At 64.4% G+C, this 21,133-nt stretch carries 17 protein-coding genes; 2 read left to right on the top strand and 15 right to left on the bottom strand.

Annotation, left to right across the window (positions count from 1 at the left end; genetic code table 11):
• Positions 1-68: 68 nt before the first annotated feature.
• The 3 genes from HWX53_RS26720 to HWX53_RS26710 form a co-directional block, all read right to left on the bottom strand.
• On the bottom strand, positions 69-1,535 hold the full coding sequence (locus HWX53_RS26720; protein ID WP_175946498.1) for a glutamate synthase subunit beta: 1,467 nt from the start codon (positions 1,533-1,535) through the stop codon (positions 69-71).
• Positions 1,536-1,613: 78 nt separating this feature from the next.
• Complete coding sequence (locus tag HWX53_RS26715) at positions 1,614-6,317, bottom strand: glutamate synthase-related protein (RefSeq protein WP_175946497.1); 4,704 nt, start codon at positions 6,315-6,317, stop codon at positions 1,614-1,616.
• A gap of 306 nt (positions 6,318-6,623) precedes the next feature.
• On the bottom strand, positions 6,624-7,331 hold the full coding sequence (locus HWX53_RS26710) for a transposase (protein WP_175946496.1): 708 nt from the start codon (positions 7,329-7,331) through the stop codon (positions 6,624-6,626).
• Between the two features lie 225 nt (positions 7,332-7,556).
• Between HWX53_RS26710 and HWX53_RS26705 the strand changes: the two genes are divergently transcribed.
• Positions 7,557-8,264, top strand: coding sequence for an OmpW family outer membrane protein (locus HWX53_RS26705; protein WP_175946565.1), 708 nt, complete (start codon positions 7,557-7,559; stop codon positions 8,262-8,264).
• A 237-nt stretch (positions 8,265-8,501) separates the two neighbouring features.
• Positions 8,502-8,879 carry a DUF883 family protein gene (locus HWX53_RS26700; protein WP_175946495.1) on the top strand — a complete coding sequence of 126 codons (378 nt, stop codon included), beginning with the start codon at positions 8,502-8,504 and terminating at the stop codon, positions 8,877-8,879.
• 27 nt (positions 8,880-8,906) lie between these two features.
• Here HWX53_RS26700 and ugpQ read toward each other — a convergent pair whose 3' ends face one another.
• From ugpQ to pilM, 12 genes are all read right to left on the bottom strand, one after another.
• Positions 8,907-9,653: a glycerophosphodiester phosphodiesterase gene (gene ugpQ / locus HWX53_RS26695; RefSeq protein WP_175946493.1), complete on the bottom strand. Its 747-nt coding sequence runs from the start codon at positions 9,651-9,653 to the stop codon at positions 8,907-8,909.
• An 11-nt stretch (positions 9,654-9,664) separates the two neighbouring features.
• Positions 9,665-10,750: a sn-glycerol-3-phosphate import ATP-binding protein UgpC gene (locus HWX53_RS26690; protein ID WP_175946491.1), complete on the bottom strand. Its 1,086-nt coding sequence runs from the start codon at positions 10,748-10,750 to the stop codon at positions 9,665-9,667.
• Between the two features lie 18 nt (positions 10,751-10,768).
• Entirely contained in the window at positions 10,769-11,614 is an 846-nt protein-coding gene (ugpE, locus tag HWX53_RS26685) for a sn-glycerol-3-phosphate ABC transporter permease UgpE (RefSeq protein ID WP_175946490.1), read from the bottom strand.
• Positions 11,611-12,495 carry a sn-glycerol-3-phosphate ABC transporter permease UgpA gene (gene ugpA / locus HWX53_RS26680; protein ID WP_175946489.1) on the bottom strand — a complete coding sequence of 295 codons (885 nt, stop codon included), beginning with the start codon at positions 12,493-12,495 and terminating at the stop codon, positions 11,611-11,613. Before ugpA ends, ugpE begins: the two co-directional genes overlap by 4 nt.
• Before the next feature lie 59 nt (positions 12,496-12,554).
• Positions 12,555-13,880 carry a sn-glycerol-3-phosphate ABC transporter substrate-binding protein UgpB gene (gene ugpB / locus HWX53_RS26675; RefSeq protein WP_175946488.1) on the bottom strand — a complete coding sequence of 442 codons (1,326 nt, stop codon included), beginning with the start codon at positions 13,878-13,880 and terminating at the stop codon, positions 12,555-12,557.
• A 47-nt stretch (positions 13,881-13,927) separates the two neighbouring features.
• Positions 13,928-15,166: a deoxyguanosinetriphosphate triphosphohydrolase gene (locus HWX53_RS26670; RefSeq protein WP_175946487.1), complete on the bottom strand. Its 1,239-nt coding sequence runs from the start codon at positions 15,164-15,166 to the stop codon at positions 13,928-13,930.
• A 29-nt stretch (positions 15,167-15,195) separates the two neighbouring features.
• Positions 15,196-16,293 carry a 3-dehydroquinate synthase gene (gene aroB, locus HWX53_RS26665; RefSeq protein ID WP_175946486.1) on the bottom strand — a complete coding sequence of 366 codons (1,098 nt, stop codon included), beginning with the start codon at positions 16,291-16,293 and terminating at the stop codon, positions 15,196-15,198.
• On the bottom strand, positions 16,293-16,844 hold the full coding sequence (locus HWX53_RS26660) for a shikimate kinase (protein ID WP_175946485.1): 552 nt from the start codon (positions 16,842-16,844) through the stop codon (positions 16,293-16,295). The genes aroB and HWX53_RS26660 overlap by 1 nt, the downstream gene beginning before the upstream one ends.
• A gap of 116 nt (positions 16,845-16,960) precedes the next feature.
• A complete protein-coding gene (pilQ, locus tag HWX53_RS26655) occupies positions 16,961-18,412 on the bottom strand; it encodes a type IV pilus secretin PilQ (RefSeq protein WP_244140300.1) in 1,452 nt (483 codons plus the stop codon).
• Positions 18,413-18,486: 74 nt separating this feature from the next.
• Positions 18,487-19,350 carry a type 4a pilus biogenesis protein PilO gene (gene pilO, locus HWX53_RS26650; RefSeq protein ID WP_175946484.1) on the bottom strand — a complete coding sequence of 288 codons (864 nt, stop codon included), beginning with the start codon at positions 19,348-19,350 and terminating at the stop codon, positions 18,487-18,489.
• Positions 19,347-20,033 (bottom strand): fimbrial assembly family protein, encoded by a 687-nt coding sequence (locus tag HWX53_RS26645; RefSeq protein WP_175946483.1) that lies wholly within the window; start codon positions 20,031-20,033, stop codon positions 19,347-19,349. Before HWX53_RS26645 ends, pilO begins: the two co-directional genes overlap by 4 nt.
• A complete protein-coding gene (gene pilM, locus HWX53_RS26640; protein WP_175946482.1) occupies positions 20,030-21,028 on the bottom strand; it encodes a pilus assembly protein PilM in 999 nt (332 codons plus the stop codon). Before pilM ends, HWX53_RS26645 begins: the two co-directional genes overlap by 4 nt.
• Positions 21,029-21,133: the final 105 nt, after the last annotated feature.

The following is a 21,133-nucleotide window of genomic DNA, read 5'->3' as shown; positions in this document are numbered from 1 at the left end:
TTTCTGCGCGTAGATAGCAAAAAGGCCACGGAACGCGTGGCCTTCTTGCTTCACGATGCGTCGAACGATTACCGCGGCAACTCACTCGACCCCATCAAATACGCATCCACCGACCGCGCGCACTGACGTCCTTCGCGAATCGCCCAGACGACGAGCGACTGCCCGCGCCGCATATCACCCGCCGTGAACACCTTGTCCACCGACGTGTAGTACGCCTTCTCGCCTTCAGTCGTTGCCCGCACGTTGCCGCGCGCGTCCTTGTCGACGCCGAACGCTTCCAGCACCGGCGAGAGCGGCTGCGTGAAACCCATCGCGAGCAGAACGAGATCCGCCTTCATCTCGAATTCGGAATTCGGCACTTCCTGCATCTTGCCGTTCTTCCACTCGACGCGCGCCGCGATCAGCTTCTCCACCTTGCCGTTCTTGCCTTCGAACCGCTTGGTCGCAACCGACCAGTCGCGCTCGCAACCTTCCTCATGCGACGACGACGTGCGCAGCTTGATCGGCCAGTACGGCCACACGAGCGGCTTGTTCTCTTCTTCGGGCGGCTGCGCGAGCAGTTCGAATTGCGTGACGCTCTTCGCGCCATGACGGTTCGACGTGCCTACGCAGTCGGAGCCCGTATCGCCGCCGCCGATCACGACGACATGCTTGCCCTTCGCGACGAGTTGATCCGCGACCTTGTCGCCCGCGTTGACCTTGTTCTGCTGCGGCAGGAATTCCATCGCGAAGTGGATGCCTTCCAGCTCGCGCCCCGGCACCGGCAAATCGCGCGGCGTTTCCGAGCCGCCCGCGACCACTACCGCGTCGAACTGCTCTTTCAGTTCTTCCGGCGTGATGCTTTCCTTCGCCGTATTGCCGATGTGCGACGGAATCGCATCGCGGCCGACGAACACGTTCGTGCGGAACGACACGCCTTCCGCTTCCATCTGGCGCATGCGGCGGTCGATCAGCCACTTCTCCAGCTTGAAGTCGGGGATGCCATAGCGCAGCAGTCCACCGATGCGATCGTTCTTTTCGAACACGACCACGTCATGTCCCGCGCGCGCCAGTTGCTGCGCGACCGCGAGCCCCGCCGGACCCGAACCCACGACAGCGACTTTCTTGCCCGTCTTGTGCTTCGGCGGCTGCGGCGCGACCCAGCCTTCTTCCCACGCCTTGTCGATGATCTTGCGCTCGATCGACTTGATGCCGACCGGATCTTCGTTGATGCCGAGCGTGCACGCCGCCTCGCACGGCGCCGGGCAGATGCGGCCCGTGAACTCCGGGAAGTTGTTGGTCGAATGCAGCACTTCGATCGCGCTCTTCCAGTCCTGGCGGAACACGAGATCGTTGAAGTCCGGAATGATGTTGTTGACCGGACAGCCGTTGTTGCAGAACGGAATGCCGCAATCCATGCAGCGCGCGCCTTGAACCTTGGCGTCGTCGTCGGTCAGCGCAGCGACGAATTCCTTGTAGTGCTTGACGCGGGTCAGCGGTGCTTCGTACGCCTCGTGGCGGCGTTCGAATTCGAGAAAACCGGTTGCCTTGCCCATATCTTTCTCTGTATTGAGTGAGGATCGCGCTCTCCGATGCCTTTTCATCGGAGAGCCCTGACTTGTTGTGTTTCGGGCTTAAGCCGCCAGTGCTTCCTTCGCCTTTCTCGCGCCGATTTCGCCGAGCGCGCGCTTGTATTCGGTCGGGAACACCTTCACGAACTGACGACGCGACGCATCCCAGTTTTCGAGCAGCGCCTTGGCACGCGGCGAGCCGGTGAACTGGAAGTGGCGCTCGACGAGACCCTTGAGCAACGCTTCGTCGGTCTGGCCCGCGTGCCACAGTGCCTTGTCCACCGTGCGTTCCTGTTCGGCTTGTTGCAGCACCGGATCGAGCGCGACCATCGACTTGTTGCACTTGGCGGCGAACGTGCCGTCGGCGTCGTACACGAACGCGATGCCGCCCGACATGCCCGCCGCGAAGTTGCGGCCCGTTTCGCCGAGCACGACCACCGTGCCGCCCGTCATGTATTCGCAGCCGTGGTCGCCGGTGCCTTCGACAACCGCCGTCGCGCCCGAGTTACGCACGCAGAACCGCTCGCCCGCGACGCCGCGGAAGTACGATTCGCCTTCGATCGCGCCGTACATCACCGTGTTGCCGCAGATGATGTTTTCCTCGGACTTGCCGCGGAAGTCGTTGGTCGGGCGAATGATGATGCGCCCGCCCGACAAGCCCTTGCCGACATAGTCGTTGCCATCGCCGACGAGATCGAGCGTCACGCCCTTCGCGAGGAACGCGCCGAAGCTCTGGCCCGCCGTGCCCTTCAACTGAATGTGGATGGTGTCGTCCGGCAAGCCGTCATGGCCGTACTTCTTCGCGATCAGGCCCGACAGCATGGCGCCGACCGTGCGATTCACGTTGCGCACCGGCTGAATGAACGAGACGTGCTCGCCCTTCTCGATCGCCGCCTTCGACTTCTCGATCAGCACGTGATCCAGCGCCTTGTCAAGACCGTGGTCCTGCACGTCCACATGCTTGCGCGCCACTTCTTCGCTGACCGGCACCTGATAGAAGATGCGCGAGAAGTCCAGTCCCTTCGCCTTCCAGTGCTCGACGCCCTTCTTCGTGTCGAGCAGATCGACGCGGCCGATCAGGTCGTCGAACTTGCGCAGGCCGAGCTGCGCCATGATCTCGCGCACTTCTTCCGCAACGAAGAAGAAGAAGTTGACGACGTGTTCCGGCTGGCCCGTGAACTTCGCCCGCAGCACCGGATCTTGCGTCGCGACGCCGACCGGGCACGTGTTCAGGTGGCACTTGCGCATCATGATGCAGCCTTCGACGACGAGCGGCGCCGTCGCGAAGCCGAACTCGTCCGCACCGAGCAGCGCGCCGATCACGACGTCCCGGCCGGTCTTCATCTGGCCGTCGGCCTGCACGCGGATACGGCCGCGCAGGCGGTTGAGCACGAGCGTCTGCTGCGTTTCGGCGAGGCCGAGTTCCCACGGCGTGCCGGCATGCTTGAGCGACGACAGCGGGGACGCGCCGGTGCCGCCGTCATGACCGGCGATCACGACATGATCCGCCTTCGCCTTCGCGACGCCCGCCGCCACGGTGCCGACGCCCACTTCGGAAACCAGCTTCACCGAAATGCTCGACGACGAATTCACGTTCTTCAGATCGTGGATGAGCTGCGCCAGATCTTCGATCGAATAGATGTCATGGTGCGGCGGCGGCGAGATGAGGCCCACGCCCGGCACCGAATAACGCAGCTTGCCGATGTAGTCCGACACCTTGTGGCCGGGCAGCTGGCCGCCTTCGCCGGGCTTCGCTCCCTGCGCCATCTTGATCTGGATCTGATCCGCCGACGACAGATATTCCGCCGTCACGCCGAAGCGGCCGGACGCGACCTGCTTGATCTTCGAGCGCAGCGAATCGCCGTCCTTCAGTGGAATGTCGGTGACGACTTCCTTGCCGATGATCGATTGCAGCGAATCACCAGTCTTGATCGGAATGCCGCGCAGTTCGTTGCGATAGCGCGTTTCGTCCTCGCCGCCTTCGCCCGTGTTCGACTTGCCGCCGATGCGGTTCATCGCGACCGCCAGTGTGGCGTGCGCTTCCGTGCTGATTGAGCCGAGCGACATCGCGCCCGTCGCGAAACGCTTGACGATTTCCTTCGCCGGTTCCACTTCGTCGAGCGGAATGGCCTTCGCCGGGTCGAGCCTGAACTCGAACAGGCCGCGGAACGTCATGTGACGGCGGGTCTGGTCGTTGATCAGGTGCGCGTATTCCTTGTACGTCTGGTACGAATTGCTGCGCGCCGAGTGTTGCAGCTTGGCGATGGCATCCGGCGTCCACATGTGCTCTTCGCCACGCACGCGGTACGCGTACTCGCCGCCCGCATCGAGCATGGTCGCGAGCACCGGGTTGTCGCCGAACGCATCGCGATGCAGGCGAATGGCTTCCTCGGCCACTTCGAAGATGCCGATGCCGCCGACCTTCGACGCCGTGCCTTTGAAGTACTTCTCCACGAGATCCGACGACAGGCCGACCGCTTCGAAAATCTGCGCGCCGGTATAGGACATGTACGTCGAAATGCCCATCTTCGACATGACCTTGTGCAGGCCCTTGCCGACTGCCTTCGTGAAGTTGTAGATGGCCTTGTCCGCCGACAGATCGCCCTTCAGCCCTTCGGCCATGTTGGCGAGCGTTTCCAGCGCGAGATACGGATGCACGGCTTCCGCGCCATAGCCCGCGAGCAGCGCGAAGTGATGCGTCTCGCGCGCCGAACCCGTTTCCACGACGAGGCCCGTGCTCGTGCGCAAACCGTGCTGCACGAGGTGCGTGTGAATGGCCGAGGTGGCGAGCAGCGCCGGAATCGCGACGTTGTCCCGGTCCATCTTGCGGTCCGACACGATCAGGATGTTGTAGCCGGACTTCACGGCATCGACGGCTTCGGCGCACAGCGACGCGATGCGCGCTTCCACGCCTTCCTTGCCCCACGCGACCGGATAGCAAATGCTCAACTCGTACGAGCGGAATTTGCCGCCGGTGTACGTGTCGATGGCGCGGATCTTCGCGATGTCCTTGAAGTCGAGCACGGGCTGCGACACTTCCAGGCGCATCGTCGGGTTGATGTTGATGGTGTCGAGCAGGTTCGGCTTCGGCCCGATGAACGAGACGAGCGACATCACCATGTTTTCGCGGATCGGGTCGATCGGCGGGTTCGTCACTTGCGCGAACAGCTGCTTGAAGTAGTGATAGAGCGTCTTGTTCTTGCTGGACATGACCGCGAGCGGCGAGTCGTTGCCCATGGAGCCAACGGCTTCCTCGCCCGATTGCGCCATCGGCGCCATCAGGAACTTGAGGTCTTCCTGCGTATAGCCGAACGCCTGCTGGCGGTCGAGCAGCGCGGCGGCCTCACGGCGCTGCGCTTCGACGTCTTCCGCCTTCGGCTCGATTTCGTCGAGCTTGATACGCACGGCGTCGATCCAGCTCTTGTACGGCTTCGCGTTCGCGAGGTTGTCCTTGAGCTCCTTGTCTTCGATGATGCGGCCCTGCTCCATGTCGATCAGGAACATCTTGCCCGGCTGAAGACGCCACTTCTTGACGATCTTCGATTCGGGAATGGGCAGCACGCCGGATTCCGACGCGAGAATCACGAGGTCGTCGTCCGTCACGATGTAGCGCGCCGGGCGCAGGCCGTTACGGTCGAGCGTCGCGCCGATCTGGCGGCCGTCCGTGAACGCGATCGCGGCGGGGCCGTCCCACGGCTCCATCATCGCGGCGTGGTATTCGTAGAACGCGCGGCGGTTGTCGTCCATCAGCGTGTGCTGTTCCCATGCTTCGGGAATCATCATCATCATTGCGTGGACGAGCGGGTAGCCGGCCATCACCAGCAGTTCGAGGCAGTTATCGAACGAAGCGGTGTCCGACTGGCCCGGATAGATGAGCGGCCAGAGCTTCGGAAGATCGTCGCCGAGCACGTAAGAGGCAATCGCGCCGGTGCGCGCGTTCAGCCAGTTGACGTTGCCCTTCACGGTGTTGATCTCGCCGTTGTGCGCGATCATGCGGTACGGGTGCGCCAGTTCCCACGCGGGGAACGTGTTCGTCGAGAAACGCTGGTGCACGAGCGCGAGCGCGGACACAACGCGCTCGTCCTGCAGGTCGCGGTAATACACGCCGACCTGACCGGCCAGCAGCAGCCCCTTGTAGACGACCGTGCGCGACGACATGGACGGCACGAAGTATTCCTTGCCGTGCTTGAGCTTGAGCGCCTGAATGCGATGGCTCGCCGTCTTGCGGATGATGTAGAGCTTGCGCTCCAGCGCGTCCGTCACGACGATATCCTTGCCGCGCCCGATGAAGATCTGGCGGATCAGCGGCTCGCTCGCCTTCACGGCGGGCGAAATGGGCATGGTCGCGTCCACCGGCACGTCGCGCCAGCCGAGCACGACTTGTCCCTCGGCCTTCACGGTGCGCTCCAGTTCCTGCTCGCACGCGAGACGCGACGCATGTTCCTTCGGCAGGAAGATCATGCCGACGCCATATTCGCCAGCGGGCGGCAGCGTCACGCCCTGCTTGGCCATTTCCTCGCGATAGAAACCGTCCGGGACCTGAATGAGGATGCCCGCGCCGTCGCCCATCAGCGGATCCGCGCCGACCGCGCCACGGTGATCCAGATTCTCAAGAATCTTGAGACCTTGCTGAATGATCTCGTGGCTCTTCTTGCCCTTGATATGGGCGACGAAGCCGACGCCGCACGCGTCGTGTTCGTTCGCGGGGTCGTACATGCCCTGCGCGGCGGGAAGCGAACCGGCTGCCGGCTGCTGATGATCGTTCATGGGACACCGTCTCTACTGTGGGGGCCGACTCGGCCGTTGAACCGTTTTGTTATCTCTCGCCCCGGCGCTTTCAGCTGCGCCGCAAGACGCGGAGCCGGTCGCGCAGCGCTCGCGCTGCATCGCAAGAAACGCCGGAAATCGAAATATACGCGACGAATCAAAAAGATGGCAAATTAAATTCGATGGTCTGTCACCTATTATCGAAATGGTGCATAGCGGCCTCTTTTATTTGGTGCCATATCATTAAGCGGCAAAATTAAACGGCGTCCCGCAAATCGGGCCGCCGTTTATTACGGCGCGGCGCTCTCACTGCGTCTGGGGCGTTTCCCGGATTTTGCGCGGCCGCCCGCGCGGCAGCGGCGACACGCGTCGGTTCGCGGCGCGCGCCGCCCACTCGCGATACGAATCGCTGCCGAGCACCCAGCCTTTGAGCGTCGCCTGAAGCAGACGGGTCGTCTCGCGCTCGTCGAGCGGTTGCTCGCTCAGTTCCTTGTACGCGTGCTGGCGCTCGAACGGCGTGTTGCCGAGCAGCCAGAACAGCGAGTGGTCCGTGATGAGCGAATCCACCGTGAGCCCGATGTGATGCCGGTAGCTCGACCACTTGTAGTCCTGCGGCGACGCGACGAGCTGCGCGCGCACCGGCGCCATCTCGACGACGCGCGTGGCAAGCAGAAAGTACCGCTCGCCCTCGATGACCGTCGCGCGATACCGGCCTTCCCACAATGTGCCGCGCCGCGTGTAACGCCGGTTGAAGTGCGCGACGTAACGCCGCCCGACCGCCTGCATCGCCTTGGGCAAGCTGGCTTCGTCGCGGGGCGTGACGAGCAGATGGACGGCTTGCGGCATCAGCGCATAAGCGTGGATGGCGAGATGGTGATCGCGTGAGGCCGTCCTCAGGCATTCGATGAAAAGCTCGTAGTCCTGGTCGTCGACGAAGGCGGGCTGCTGGTCGAGACCGCGCAGGATGACATGCTGCGGCTGTTCGGGGACGTAGAGTCGTGCAAGCCGTGCCATTCTGGATATTCCATGGGTCGCGTTTGTGTTACCCCAAGCGGGGGCTGACTGGAGACGCTGCTGCAGCGGGAACACAAGACGCATGCAAGGGCCGTGCAACGGGACTCCGAAGCGGTCTCTCGCCCTAGGGAAAATGCTCTACCGTGCCGCTATGGTGACTTTGAAATGATGTGTTCATAATGGGCGTGCTTTCAGGAGGAGCACAAATTGAAATTAAAACAAGTCATGGCGGGGATCGCAGCGCTCGCATGTGTGTCCACCGCGGCACACGCGCAATCGGCTGGGTCCATCTACGCAACTGCAGGCTGGTTTCACTTTGCACCGCAAGACAGCAGCGGTCCGCTCAAAGAAACAAGTGTAGGCGGATCTCCCGTTAATATCAGCGTACCCGGCACGGGCGCCGGCATCGGAAGCGCTGATACCGCCGGCTTCACGCTGGGCTATTTCATCACCGACCACATTGCCAGCGAGTTCGAGATAGGCATTCCGCCCTCGTTCGATCTCAACGGAACCGGAACGCTTTCGCAGTACGGCAAGATCGGCAGCGCCAAGCAGTGGAGTCCCACGCTGCTGTTCAAATACTTCTTCAACGCTCCTGACGCGAAATTCCGCCCCTTTGCCGGCATCGGCGTGACGCGCACCTGGTTCACCGATGCGCAGATCAGCAACGGCGCATTCGAGAGCACCGTGCTGCATGGTCCGACCACCGTCGATACGGATAGTTCGTGGGCGCCGGTCTTCAACCTGGGTGCTCAGTACAATTTCACACAACACTGGTTCGCGGCGTTCTCCGTGTCCTTCATTCCGTTGAAGGCGACCGCCAAGTTGAGCACGCAAGCGCAAACGCCGGTCGGCACGCTTAACGTGCAGTCGCAGGCGAAGATCACCATCAATCCGATCGTGACGTATCTGCGCGTCGGCTATCGATTCTGATCGCGTGAGCAACATTCGCTATGCAGTCCGAACGCCGTCGTGCAGTCAGCATGACGGCGTTTTCTTTTACACGCGCCTTGTAAATGTGACTTGCGCGGCGGCGCATGTCATGCAGTAATTACGCGTCAACGGCCTGTGCATTGCGCGCTGGCACCGGCATCCAACTTGCTCAATGGCACTTTCCGCCGCGAAAGCGGAGTGTCATCCATCCACGATTCATCCATCGACGGAGCGATCATGAACGCACTGCCTAACACGCGAGACGCCATCGGAGATTCATGGAACAGCACGAGCCGCCGCGCACGCCGCATGGCGCGCCACGGCCGCGAGGCTGCCGAAGATATCGGCACCGAACTGCGCGCGCTGCTTTCCGAACTCGAAGAGCTCTTGGGCGAAGGCGCATCCGCCGATGCCGCGATGCTGCGCGCGCGCATCAGTGACCAAGTGGACGCGGCCCGCGCCCGTCTGAACGACTCGCAAGCGGCAGTGCGCGAGCGCGCCGCCGCGGTCATGGACGACGCCGACGCCTACTTGCGCGACAGGCCGTGGCGAACCATCGCGCTGGTCGGCGGTCTCGCGTTGCTCGCGGGCGTGCTGCTGGCGCGCGCCCGCTGACGCTTCTCGGCCCGACTCTACGCCCGGCTAGCTGCCAAGGAAGTCCGCGCCGATGATGTCGATGCGGTCCGTGCAGATCGCATCGACGCCCCATCGCGCGAGCAGGCGTGCCCGCTCGGGATCGTTCACGGTGTAGGCGAGCACGCGCAGGCCCGCGTCCCGGATGTCGCGCACGAGCGTTTCGTCGAGCGAACGATGGTCCGCATGCAGCGAGACACACGCGAGCGCCGCGGTCTGCTCGCGCCAGTCCGCCGGCACGCGCTCGTACAACATGCCGCGCGGCAGATCGGGCGCGGCGTTGCGCGCGGCTTCCAGCGCCTCGAACGAAAACGATGACAGCAGCGGCGCGGGCTCGGCGCCATTCCAAAGACGCGCCGCCTCGCGCGCGACGACTTCGCCCGTTTCGACTTCGCGCCCCGGACACGGCTTGATCTCCACATTCGCCGCGAGATTCAGCGACGCGCATAGCTCGCGCACTTCCGCGAGCGTCGGCATGCGCGCGTCGGCGAATTCCTCGCTGAACCACGACCCGGCGTCGAGCGCGCGCAATTGCGCATAAGTCATCGACTTCGCCGCGCCGTGGCCGTTGGACGTGCGGTCCACGTCGTCGTCATGCAGCAGGAACACGACGTTGTCCGCCGACAGCTTCGCATCGAACTCGATCATCTTTAGGCCGAGACGCGCGCCCGTCCGGATGCCTTCGAGCGTGTTCTCCGGCGCGAGCTTGCCGCCGCCGCGATGCGCGACGATAGCGGGATATGCCCAGGTTCTCATCGCGGTTCTCCTCAATTGGCGCGCAATCCGGTAGCCGGATCGAAGAAGTGCAGTTGCCGCGCCGGCACCGAAACCAGCAGCTTCTCGCCTCGCTGCGGCCGATGCGCATGCGGCAAGCGCGCCGCCACGTCATGCTTGCCCCACTTGCCATGCGCGAGATTGTCCGCGCCGAGCAATTCGGCTGAATCGACGTTGAGCGTGGCGCTAGCCGTTTCGCTATAGCCGGGCGTCATGTGTTCCGGGCGAATGCCCATGATCCACTCGCGCCCGCACATCTCGCGCGTCAATCCCTGCGCGCCCGCAACCGGGAGCTGCGGTCCGCCGCGCGCCACTTCGAACACCGAACCATCTTCCGACAAGCGGCCTTCGAGCAGATTCATCGCGGGCGAACCGATAAAGCTCGCGACGAACACCGACGCGGGACGCTCGTACACGTCCGTCGGCGCACCGATCTGCTCCGCGCGGCCCTTGTTCATCACGATCACGCGCTGCGCGAGCGTCATGGCTTCGATCTGATCGTGCGTCACATACAGGCTCGTGGTGGCGAGACGCGCATGCAGGCGCTGTATTTCGAGGCGCATTTGCACGCGCAGCTTGGCGTCGAGATTCGAGAGCGGCTCGTCGAAGAGAAAGACGGCCGGCTCGCGGACGATCGCGCGCCCCATTGCCACGCGCTGACGTTGCCCGCCCGACAGCTCGCGCGGCTTGCGCGCGAGCAGGTGTTCGAGTTCGAGAATACGCGCGGCATTCGAGACGCGGCTTTCGATGGTCGCGCGGTCCGCGCCGCCGATCTTCAGCGCATACGCCATATTCTGCGCGACGCTCATGTGCGGATAAAGCGCGTAGTTCTGAAAGACCATCGCGATATCGCGATCCTTCGGTTCCAGCTTGTTCACCACGCGCCCGCCGATCTCGATCGTGCCTTCCGACACGCTTTCGAGGCCCGCGACCATGCGCAGAAGCGTCGACTTGCCGCAGCCCGAAGGCCCGACCATCACGACGAACTCGCCGTCGTTCACCGCCACGTCGATGCCATGCAGTACGTACTGCTTGCCGTCGTAAGTCTTCTTGACGCCCTGGAGTGTCAGTGCAGCCATTGAACCCGGTTCTCCTTATTATTTTTCCGCATCGACGAGGCCGCGCACGAACCACCGCTGCATCGTCAACACGACCGCGAGCGGCGGCAGCATCGCGAGCAGCGTCGCGCTCATCACGAGATGCCACTCGGTCGCCGTATCGCCCGAGGCGATCATGCTCTTGATGCCGACCACCGCCGTTTGCAGCGACTGCTCGTTGGTGATGAGAATGGGCCAGAGATACTGATTCCAGCCATAGATGAACGTGATGACGAATAGCGCCGCGATGTTCGTCTTCGAAAGCGGCAGCACCACGTCCCAGAAAAAGCGCAGCGGCCCCGCGCCGTCGATGCGCGCCGCTTCCATCAGTTCGTCGGGCAGCGTCATGAAGAACTGGCGGAACAGGAACGTGGCCGTCGCCGACGCGATGAGCGGCAGCGTGAGCCCGGCATACGTGTTCGCGAAATGCATCGACGAAACGACCTGCACCGTCGGAAAGATGCGCACTTCGACTGGCAGCATCAGCGTGACGAAGATCAGCCAGAATGCGAGGTTCTTCAACGGAAAGCGGAAGAACACGATGGCATACGCCGAAATGATGGACACCGCGATCTTGCCGATGGAGATGACGAGCGCCATCACGAGACTGTTGACGAGCATGCGCCCGAATGGCGCCGCCGCGTTGCCGCTGCCGTGGGTCCAGATATGCGCGACGTTCTCGAACAGATGCGTGCTCGGGATGAGCGAAAGCGGCACGGTGAAGACTTCCTTCGCGCTCATCGAGGCCGCGCAGAACGCGACGTAGACCGGAAACACGATCAGCGCGACGCCGAGTATCAGCACCGCATGACAGAAGATATCGAAGCCGCGGCGATTCTCGATCATGAATATTGCACCCTGCGTTCGACGAAGCGGAACTGCACGATGGTGAGCGCCACGACGATCACCATCAGCACGACGGACTGCGCGCCCGAACTACCGATATCGAGGCCCTGAAAGCCTTCCGCGAAGATCTTGTAGATGAGCGTCTTGGTCGATTGCGCGGGACCGCCGCCCGTCGCGGCGTCGATGACCGGGAACGTATCGAAGAACGCGTAGACCAGATTGACGACGAGCAGGAAGAACGTCGTCGGCGAAAGGAGCGGCAGCGCAATGCCGAAGAAACGTCGCACGGGACCGGCGCCGTCGATGGCGGCGGCTTCGATCAGCGATTGCGGGATCGCCTGAAGCCCGGCGTAGAAGAACAGGAAGTTGTAGCTGACCTGCTTCCAGACGGACGCGAGCACGACGAGAAACATCGCCTGCGTGCCATTGAGCGCGTGATTCCAGACGATGCCCTCTTTGGCGAGCGCATACGTCACGAGGCCGATGCTCGGATTGAACAGGAACGACCACAGCACCGCAGCGATGGCGGGCGCGACCGCATACGGCCAGATGAGCAGCGTCTGATACGCCTTTGCGCCGCGCGTCACGCGATCGGCGCAGGCGGCCAGCACGAGCGATATCACGAGACCCGACACGGTCACGAGCGCGCAGAAAATCATCGTCGTACTGAACGACGAAAGATAGAGCGGGTCCGCGAAAAGCTGCCTGAAGTTTGCGAAGCCCACAAATTCGCTCGATGTGCCGAATGCGTCCTGACTTTGCGTGGCCTGCCAGAGCGCCTCGCCCGCCGGCCACAGAAAGAAAAGCGCCGTGATGGCGAGCTGCGGCGCGACCAGCAGATACGGCAAGACGCTCGCGTCGAAACGAGACCGTTTTTCCATTGACATGTCCTTCAAGCGCGCCCGCGCGTATGCGGGCGCTTAAGCGTCGCGCGTCTCGTTCAGCCGCCGCTCTTCTCGAAGCGGCGCAGGAGTTCGTCGCCGCGCTGCACGGAAGAATCGAGTGCCTGCTGCGGCGTCTTCTTGCCGGCCCAGACTTGCTCCAGTTCCTCATCGACGACCGTGCGGATCTGCGGCATATTGCCAAGGCGCAAGCCCTTCGTGTAGGCAAGCGGCGGCTTATTCAACATCTGCTTGATGGCGATGTCCGCGCCGGGATTCTTGTCGTAGAAGCCCTGCTTCTGCGTGAGTTCGTAGGCGGCCGTCGTCACCGGCAGATAACCCGTGTCCTGATGCCACTTCGCCGCCACCTTCGGCGACGAAAGATACGCGAGGAATTTCGCGACGCCCTTGTACACCGCCGGGTCCTTGCCCGAGAGCACCCACAGACTCGCGCCGCCGATGATCGCGTTCTGCGGCGCGCCCTTCACGCTCGCGTCGTACGGCATCATGCCGACGCCGTACTCGAACTTCGCGTATTTCTGGATGGTCGCCCGCGATCCCGACGAATTCGTGATGATCCCGCAGTCGCCGCTATAGAACTTCGAGACCGGGTCGTCCTTGCGGCCGACATACGTGAACGTGCCGTCCTTCGCCATGTTCTGAAGGAACTGGATGTGCGCGACCTGCAGCGGCTTGTTGAATTCGAGCGTGGCGTCGAGGCCATCGAAGCCGTTGTTCTTGGATGCGAACGGCGCGGCGTGCCACGCGCTGTAGTTCTCGAGATGAATCCAGCTCTGCCAGCCCGACGAATACCCGCACGAGTAGCCCGCGGCCTTGAGCTTTTTCGCATCGGCTTCAACATCGGCCCAGGTCTTTGGCGGCTGGTTCGGATCGAGGCCCGCCTTCTTGAACGCGTCCTTGTTGTAGTACAGGACTGGCGTGGAACTGTTGAACGGCATCGAGATCAGATGCCCGGTCTTCGCGTCGCTGTAATAGCCGGAGATGGTCGGCACGAACGCTTTCTCGTCGAGCGGAACGCCCGCCTGCTTGAAGACGTCGTAGACCGGCAGCACGGCCTTCTTCGCCTGCATCATCGTCGCGGTGCCGACTTCATAGACTTGCAGGATCGCGGGCGCGTTGCCGCTGCGATACGCCGCGATGCCCGCCGCGAGCGTCTGGTCATACGTGCCCTTGAACACCGGCACGATCTTGTAATCGCTCTGCGATGCATTGAAGTCGTTCGCGATGTCGTTCACGCGCTCGCCGAGGGCGGCTTCCATCGCGTGCCAGAACTGGATTTCCGTCGCGGCCTGAGCCGCCGTGCTAGCGCCGAAAGCCAGAATGGCCGCGGCCGAGAGGGAACGGAACGAGGGCATGCATCGCATCGAGTGAGTCTCCGGTTGTCGAACGTCTGCGCGTGAATCGCGCGATGTTAGTTGTTGTCGATGACAAACAGGCGTTGATATTCTTTTAGTGCGTACCGATCCGTCATGCCCGCGATGTAATGCGCGATGAGCCGCGCCTGCGTGCTGTTGTGACTGGGCGCGGCGGGATCGTTCGCCGACTCCTCCGCTGCCGCAATACGCGCCTGATACGCCGGCGGCAGAAGGCGCGGATCGTCGGTGAAGGCGTCGAAGAGACCGGTCACGACGCGCCTCGCCTTATTGGCCATGCGCATGACGCGGTAGTGCCGGTACAGGTTCTTAAACAGAAAACGCTTCAGCGTGGCGGCTTGCGCGGCGACTTCGTCGCTATGGGCGACGAGCGGCGGCGCATTGCGCACGTCGTCGAGCGAGGCCGGCGCGGCGCGCGCGAGATTGCGGCTCGTGGCTTCGATCAGATCGACGATCAGCGTGTTGATGATCCGCCGAATGGTCTCGTGAATCAGCCTGCGCCCTTCGATGGCGGGAAACTCCGCGCGAGCCGCTTCGTAATGCGTGTGCCACAAGCTCACTTCCGCGAGCTGGTCGAGCGTGATGAGGCCGGAGCGCAGGCCATCGTCCACGTCGTGATTGTTGTACGCGATCTCATCGGCGACATTCGCGATCTGCGCTTCGAGCGAAGGTTGTTTGCCCGCGAGGAACCGCTCGCCAAGATCGCCGAGTCGCCGCGCATTCTCGCGCGAGCAATGCTTGAGAATGCCTTCGCGCGTTTCGAAGCACAGGTTCAGGCCATTGAACGCGCCATAGTGCTCTTCGAGTTGATCCACGACCGCGAGGCTCTGGAGATTGTGTTCGAAGCCGCCGTGATCGCGCATGCATTCGTTGAGCGCGTCCTGGCCGGCGTGACCGAACGGCGTATGGCCGAGATCGTGCGCGAGCGAAATCGCTTCGACCAGATCTTCGTTGAGCCGCAGATTGCGCGCGACCGACCGCGCGATCTGCGCGACTTCCAGACTATGCGTGAGACGCGTGCGAAAGAGGTCGCCTTCGTGATTGACGAACACCTGCGTCTTGTATTCGAGCCGTCGAAACGCGGTCGAATGCACGATACGGTCGCGGTCGCGCTGAAACTCCGTGCGGGCGGCGGGCGGCGGCTCCGCATGCCGGCGCCCGCGCGACAACGCCGACCGCGCCGCGTACGGCGCGAGATGCGCTTCGAGCGCAAGCGACGAAGGCACTCCATATCCAGCTTCTGTTTCGCTCACCGGCGGCTCCGCTTCGTCGTGCATCGTCGTGGTCCCGGCTGATGCCCGATTGATCAGACGCTGGCAGCGAGCGTCTCGCGCACGGCCTGATCGGGCGCGCCGGTGATTTCCGTCGCGCCGAAGCGGGTCAGCAGAATGAATTTGATCTCGCCGGCTTCGGCTTTCTTGTCGACCTTCATCAGGTCGATGTAACGGTCGTCGCCGAGCTTCGGCGCGCGGACGGGCAGCTTTGCCGCTTCGATCACACGCACGAGCCGCTTGCGCGCGGCGTCGTCGAGCCTGCCGAGGCGCACGGAAAGGTCCGCCGCCATCACCATGCCGCAGCCGACGGCCTCGCCGTGTAGCCATTCGCCGTAGCCGAGGCCGGCTTCGATCGCGTGGCCGAACGTGTGGCCGAAATTGAGGATGGCGCGCTGTCCGCCCTCGCGCTCGTCCGACGCCACCACCGAAGCCTTGATCTCGCACGAACGCTTGACCGCGTGCGCGAGCGCGCTTTCGCCGCGGTCATTCAACGCGCCGATGTTCGCTTCGATCCAGTCGAAGAATTCGGCATCGGCGATTGCGCCCGTCTTGATGACTTCCGCGATGCCCGCCGCCAGTTCGCGCTCAGGCAGCGTATGCAGCGCGCCGATATCCGCGATGACCGCCTGCGGCTGGTAGAACGCGCCGATCATGTTCTTGCCGAGCGGATGGTTGATGCCGGTCTTGCCGCCGACCGACGAATCCACTTGCGCCAGCAGCGTGGTCGGCACCTGAATGAACGGCACGCCGCGCATGTAGCACGCCGCCGCGAAGCCGGTCATGTCGCCGACGACGCCGCCGCCCAACGCGATCAGCGTGGTCTTGCGATCGGCGCGGTTCGACAGCAGCGCGTCGAAGATAGTGTTGAGCGTTTCCCAGTTCTTGTGCGCTTCGCCGTCGGGCAGCACGACGGTCGTCACCTTCTTGCCGAGCGGTTCGAGCGCGGCGCGCAAGGTGTCGCCGTAGAGCGGATCGACCGTGGAATTGCTGACGATGGCGACCGACGAACCCTTGATATGCGGCGCGAAGAGCTCGGTGCGGCCGATCAGACCCGCGCCGATATGAATGGGATAGGCGCGCTCGCCCAGTTCGACGTTGACGGTGATGGTTGGGGTAATCATGGCGGACATTATGACTTAGCCGACTTGATGACGCCGGCCACCTCCAGTTGCATCAGGACCATGTTGACGAGCGCGTTGACGGTCGGGCGACCGGTTTCCACGACGAAATGCGCGCACTCGTGATAGAGCGGGTCGCGCGTTCGAAACAGCGTTTCGAGCTTGCCGCGCGGGTCGTCTGTCTGCAAAAGGGGCCGGTTCTTGTCGCGGCGCGTGCGCTGCCAGAGATCGTGCGGATTGGCGCGCAAATAGATGACGATGCCGCGATTCTTCAGATGTTCCCGGTTCTCGGGCCGCAGCACCGCGCCCCCCCCCGTTGCGAGCACGATGCCGCTCTTTTGCGACAGCTCGTCAATGACATTGACTTCGCGCTGACGAAACCCGCTCTCGCCTTCCAGTTCCCAGATCACCGGGATACGCGCGCCCGTGCGCGCCTCGATTTCCAGGTCCGAGTCGATGAAATCGCGCTGCAAACGGCGCGCAACCGCGCGGCCCACGGTGGTTTTACCCGCCCCCATGAGTCCGACGAAGAAAATGTTCGCGTTCGCGTGCCCTTCCTGCAACGTCAATCCTTTACGGTATCGAATTTGTTCGTGCGGCAGCTTAAGGGCAAACCGCCCGCTTTGTCGAGTCGCGCCCGCCGCGCCGATTTGCCCCGCAGCCGGCCATCGGCGAGCCCTTATCCGTCCGACGCAATCACATGCGGCGTGATCAGGATGACAAGCTCGCTGTGCGCCCTGCGACGCCCGTCGTGACGGAAAAGCCAGCCGATGAGCGGCAGTCTCATCAGTCCCGGCACGCCCGTCACGTCCTCGCGGTCGTCGTCCGAATAGATGCCGCCGATCGCTACGGTGCCGCCGTCCTCCACTTCGACGCGCGTCTGCACGTGCTTCGTGTTGATGGCGGGCCCGGACACGGTCTGTTCGCCGACGCTGTCCTTCGCCACATCCAGATCCAGCACGACATGACCGTGCGGCGTGATCTGCGGCTCGACCTCCAGTTTGAGCGCAGCGCGGCGAAACTGCACGCCGGAGACGCCATTGCCGACTTTCGCCTGATACGGCAGCTCCGTGCCTTGCTCGACGATGGCCTTCGCGCGGTCCGCCGTCACCACGCGCGGCCGCGAAACGACCTGCCCGCGCCCTTCGGCCTCCAGCGCGCTCAGCTGGATATCCAGCAGCCGCGTGGCTTGCGCGGCGAAGAGCGTGAGGCCCGCCGTGGCCGCGTCGAAGCCATTGAGAGGCTGCGCCGACAGATCGTATACCACGCCGTCCTTGCCGCCCGCGATCCCGCGCGCCGTATCGCCCGTCGGCGCGACGCCCAGTTTCACGCCGAGATTGCGCGACAACCCGGTCTCACCCTCCACGATCCGCGCTTCGATCATGACTTGCGGCGTCGGTTTGTCGATCGAGGCGATCAGATCGGCGATCTGCTGCACGCGTGCGTCGAGGTCGGTGACGAAGAGCAGGTTGGTGCGCGCATCGGCCATCGCAGAACCGCGCTTGGACAGCACGCGCTGCGTGCCGGAGCCGGTGAGCAGCTTGCGAACGTCTTCGGCGCGCGGATAGCGCAGCAGGAACGTGCGGCTCGCGAGCGGTTCGAGATCGGCGGCGCGCGCATGCGCTTCGTATCGAAGCTTTTCGCGGGCGGCGAGTTCGGCGAGCGGCGCGACCCAGATCACGTTGCCGTGCTGCTCCATGGCAAGCCCGTTGACGTCGAGGAGCGTGTCGAACGCGCGCCGCCACGGCACTGCGACGAGGTTGATCGACACCTGACCGCGCACCTTTTCGCTCGCGATGATGTTGAGCCCGGTGAAGCGCGCGAAGCTCTGCAGCGCGGCGCTCAGGTCCGCGTTCTTCAGGTCGAGCGTGATCGGCTTGCCGTCGTCGGCGGCGGGGCGTGCGTTATCCGATGCGCTCAGCCGTTGCAGCTTCGGCAGCGGCACGGGCGGGCCTTCGAGCGGCTCGTCGGCACTCGCGGCCGGCTGCGCGGACGTGCCCGCAGGCGGCGGCACGATCACGGGCGACGCCGACGCTGCCGGCATGCTCGTATCGATGGCGAACTGGTCGGTCGGCAAGGTATCGAACGAAGCGGGCAGCGGCGGCAACGGCGCAACCGGGGCATCGCCAATTTCTGCCGCGTTCACCGCGCGCGCGATCACCAGCGCAGCGACGCCGACGGCGCGGAGGATCGAAACGGCCGCGCTCACTTGCCATCCTCCGCGAACGTGAGCGTGCGCGACGTGCCTTCGCCGCTCACGAGCTGGATGACACGCGGCTGCACGCGCTCGAGCCGCTCACCGCCGATTGTCTGCCCCGGCTCGACATGCTCGACGCTCTTGGCGCTCTGCACGACCGCCATCGCGCGATGCCGTCCGACGAAGGTGCCGACGAGCAGCATGCCCGCGCCGCGCGAAGAACCGGCAGCGCCGTCCTTTGCGAAAGGATCGACGACGAACGCGTCCATGCGCGGCGGCTCCGCGAGCGGCACGGCGGGCAATGTGTCGTGGATGCGCAGCGTCGCGTCGATGGTCAGCGCGCCCGCCTGCCGCCTGATCTGCACCGCCTCCGGAATAACAAGGCGCGGCAGTCCGGAAAGTGCCTCCAGAAAGCGTCGTATCTCGGGAAACGCGCCTTCCGCGCGAAACGTCAGCGCGCGTTCGGAGGGCGCCAGCGCCGTTTTCGGCGCACCGCTTTTCGATGCTTGCGGATCGATCTCGGTCACGCGCAGCCCGTTCTGCGCGGCGAGCGCGGCGACGGCGTGCAGCGCATCGCCGGCGGTCCAGTTTTCGGGCTTCATCGCGCTGGCCGCCACGCGGGTTCGCAGATCGGGCAGTTGGGCAGCCACGCGCCCTGCGTCGTCCAGCTTGCGCTGCGTCGCGGCGAGCGCGGCGCGGCTCGCATCCCGCTGACTCAAGCCGGCGTTCCGCCAGGTTTGCAAAGCCAGCGCGAAGACGACGAATGCAAGCGCCACCGCCGTGATCGCAGTCCGGCGTTTCGACCATTGATCGAGCGGCTGAAGAAGCGGCTGGCGCGGGCGCGCGGGGAAATTCATGCTGATCGTGCTCATCGGGCTCTCCTCGTGATCGACGCTTTCGTGCTCGCCGGTATCGGCTTGCCGGCCGCCGGTGCATAGCGCACGAGCGCCGTGAACTCGTAACGGTCGGCGGCGGGCGCAACGGGCGCAACGGGCGCAACGGGCGCGACGGGCGCGACGGGTTCGCGCCTGCCCGGCGACACGGTGTCGGCGCGCCGCTTCATCTCCACGACTTCCACCGATTGCACGCCGCGCAGCCCTTCCAGACGCTTGAGCCAGCGCGCCGCCGTCTGCGAGTCGGGCGCGAGCGCGGCCAGTTCCACTTCTTCCGCGCGTTGCGAGACGCGTTGCAGCGCGACTTCGCTCGAAGCCGGTCCGTCCGCGAGCGCATCGAGAAGCGCGAGAAAGCGATCGCGCGGGGCGGCGAGCGGCTGCGCGGCCTCGCGCGCGCGACGCCGTTCGCCTTCGACGCGCAGCAGCCGGGCGTGCTCGTCGATTTGCGCGCTCGATGCGCGCAGCGTCGCTTCGAGCGCGATGCGGCGGTGGTCGAGACGCGCCCGCTCGAACGCGTCCCAGCCGACGACGCCGCCGACTGCCGCGCATCCCGCCAGCCCGGCAGCCGCGAGAATCGCGATCCGCTGACGCCGCACCGAGCGACGTTTCAGCGCTCGATGAGGAAGCAGGTTGAATCCTTCGACAATGGCGGCGCTCGTCATTGCAGCACCTCGCGCAGTGCGAGTCCGAAGGCCACCGCGAAGACCGGCGAATGTTTCAGCGCGCCCGCGATCTCGGATACGCCGTGGCAATACGGCGCGGACTCGAACGGCAGCGCCGGGCAGCCGAAGACCTCGGTCAACGCCTCGAGCGAAAGCCCGGCCGGTTTCAGCAAACGCTCTTGCCCGCCCACGAAGATGCCGCCGAGCGGCGCGGCGCCCGCCAGATCGCGCAGCGCGTCCAGAGCGCTGCCGTACTCCGGCGCGGGATACAGCAGGTCGCGCTCGACATCGCCCGCATTCACGAGCCAGCCGTGCAAGCCCGCGCCTTCAAGCCAGCACGCCACGTAGCGCGCCTCGGAACCCAGCTCCGTTCTGCCGGAATGACGCATCGCGCGCAGCGCCGCGGCGGGCTCGCCGTCGATGGCGCACAGCGCGATGCCCGCCGCAGCCGCCGTTTCCACGCGTGCTTCGACGTGCTGACGCGCCGTCGCGGAAATGGCGACGTCCGGCTCGCCGCCCTGGCGCGATCTCACTGACCAGTCGACCGCCAGCGCGCTGCGCTCGATGCCCGACACGCGCTCGGCTTCGGCGAGCACCGCAGGTTCGAGCAGTCCGCACGGGTCGGCGCCAAGGGTCGCCATGTCGGGCTCGCGCAATTCGATCAGGCGCGCGAGCGGCACGCGCGTGGTGTGCGTCGCGGACGCCGGGAGTCCCATGGCGCAACGCAGCGCCCGCCACGCGCCGTTCTGCGGCAGGCGCGCGACCACTTCTCGCAGCGCGGCGACGACGGCGGCACGGTCGATGAAATCGCTGCCCACCACTGCGCCCGGCGCGAGCGGCACTTTATCCAGATGCTCGACGCACACCGTCGAGTCCCTTTTCAGACGCCGGCTCAACACGGCGATGCGCACCGCGTCCTCGCTCACGTCGATGCCCGCCGCGAACCGGCGCGTGACCGTCAGCATCGTGCCGCGCAAGGCATTTTCGTTTCTCATGACCACTCCTTCTCTTACTCGCGCGCCGAACCGTTCGTGCGCATGCATTGAAGGAATTGTCGGGACGGCGGCGCACGGCGAACATTCGGCCGAATGGCTAACGCG

It is taken from the genome of Caballeronia sp. BCC1704 (genome assembly GCF_902833455.1).
GTDB lineage: Bacteria > Pseudomonadota > Gammaproteobacteria > Burkholderiales > Burkholderiaceae > Caballeronia.
Note: the sequence above shows the minus strand (reverse complement) of the source record. Positions and strands in the feature narration are given on the sequence as shown.

Coding starts and splice junctions, on each gene's coding strand:
- HWX53_RS26720 (WP_175946498.1), bottom strand. CDS start 1,535: ATGGGCAAGGCAACCGGTTTTCTCGAATTCGAACGCCGCCACGAGGCG.
- HWX53_RS26715 (WP_175946497.1), bottom strand. CDS start 6,317: ATGAACGATCATCAGCAGCCGGCAGCCGGTTCGCTTCCCGCCGCGCAG.
- HWX53_RS26710 (WP_175946496.1), bottom strand. CDS start 7,331: ATGGCACGGCTTGCACGACTCTACGTCCCCGAACAGCCGCAGCATGTC.
- HWX53_RS26705 (WP_175946565.1), top strand. CDS start 7,557: ATGGCGGGGATCGCAGCGCTCGCATGTGTGTCCACCGCGGCACACGCG.
- HWX53_RS26700 (WP_175946495.1), top strand. CDS start 8,502: ATGAACGCACTGCCTAACACGCGAGACGCCATCGGAGATTCATGGAAC.
- ugpQ (WP_175946493.1), bottom strand. CDS start 9,653: ATGAGAACCTGGGCATATCCCGCTATCGTCGCGCATCGCGGCGGCGGC.
- HWX53_RS26690 (WP_175946491.1), bottom strand. CDS start 10,750: ATGGCTGCACTGACACTCCAGGGCGTCAAGAAGACTTACGACGGCAAG.
- ugpE (WP_175946490.1), bottom strand. CDS start 11,614: ATGATCGAGAATCGCCGCGGCTTCGATATCTTCTGTCATGCGGTGCTG.
- ugpA (WP_175946489.1), bottom strand. CDS start 12,495: ATGGAAAAACGGTCTCGTTTCGACGCGAGCGTCTTGCCGTATCTGCTG.
- ugpB (WP_175946488.1), bottom strand. CDS start 13,880: ATGCGATGCATGCCCTCGTTCCGTTCCCTCTCGGCCGCGGCCATTCTG.
- HWX53_RS26670 (WP_175946487.1), bottom strand. CDS start 15,166: ATGCACGACGAAGCGGAGCCGCCGGTGAGCGAAACAGAAGCTGGATAT.
- aroB (WP_175946486.1), bottom strand. CDS start 16,293: ATGTCCGCCATGATTACCCCAACCATCACCGTCAACGTCGAACTGGGC.
- pilO (WP_175946484.1), bottom strand. CDS start 19,350: ATGAGCACGATCAGCATGAATTTCCCCGCGCGCCCGCGCCAGCCGCTT.
- HWX53_RS26645 (WP_175946483.1), bottom strand. CDS start 20,033: ATGACGAGCGCCGCCATTGTCGAAGGATTCAACCTGCTTCCTCATCGA.
- pilM (WP_175946482.1), bottom strand. CDS start 21,028: ATGAGAAACGAAAATGCCTTGCGCGGCACGATGCTGACGGTCACGCGC.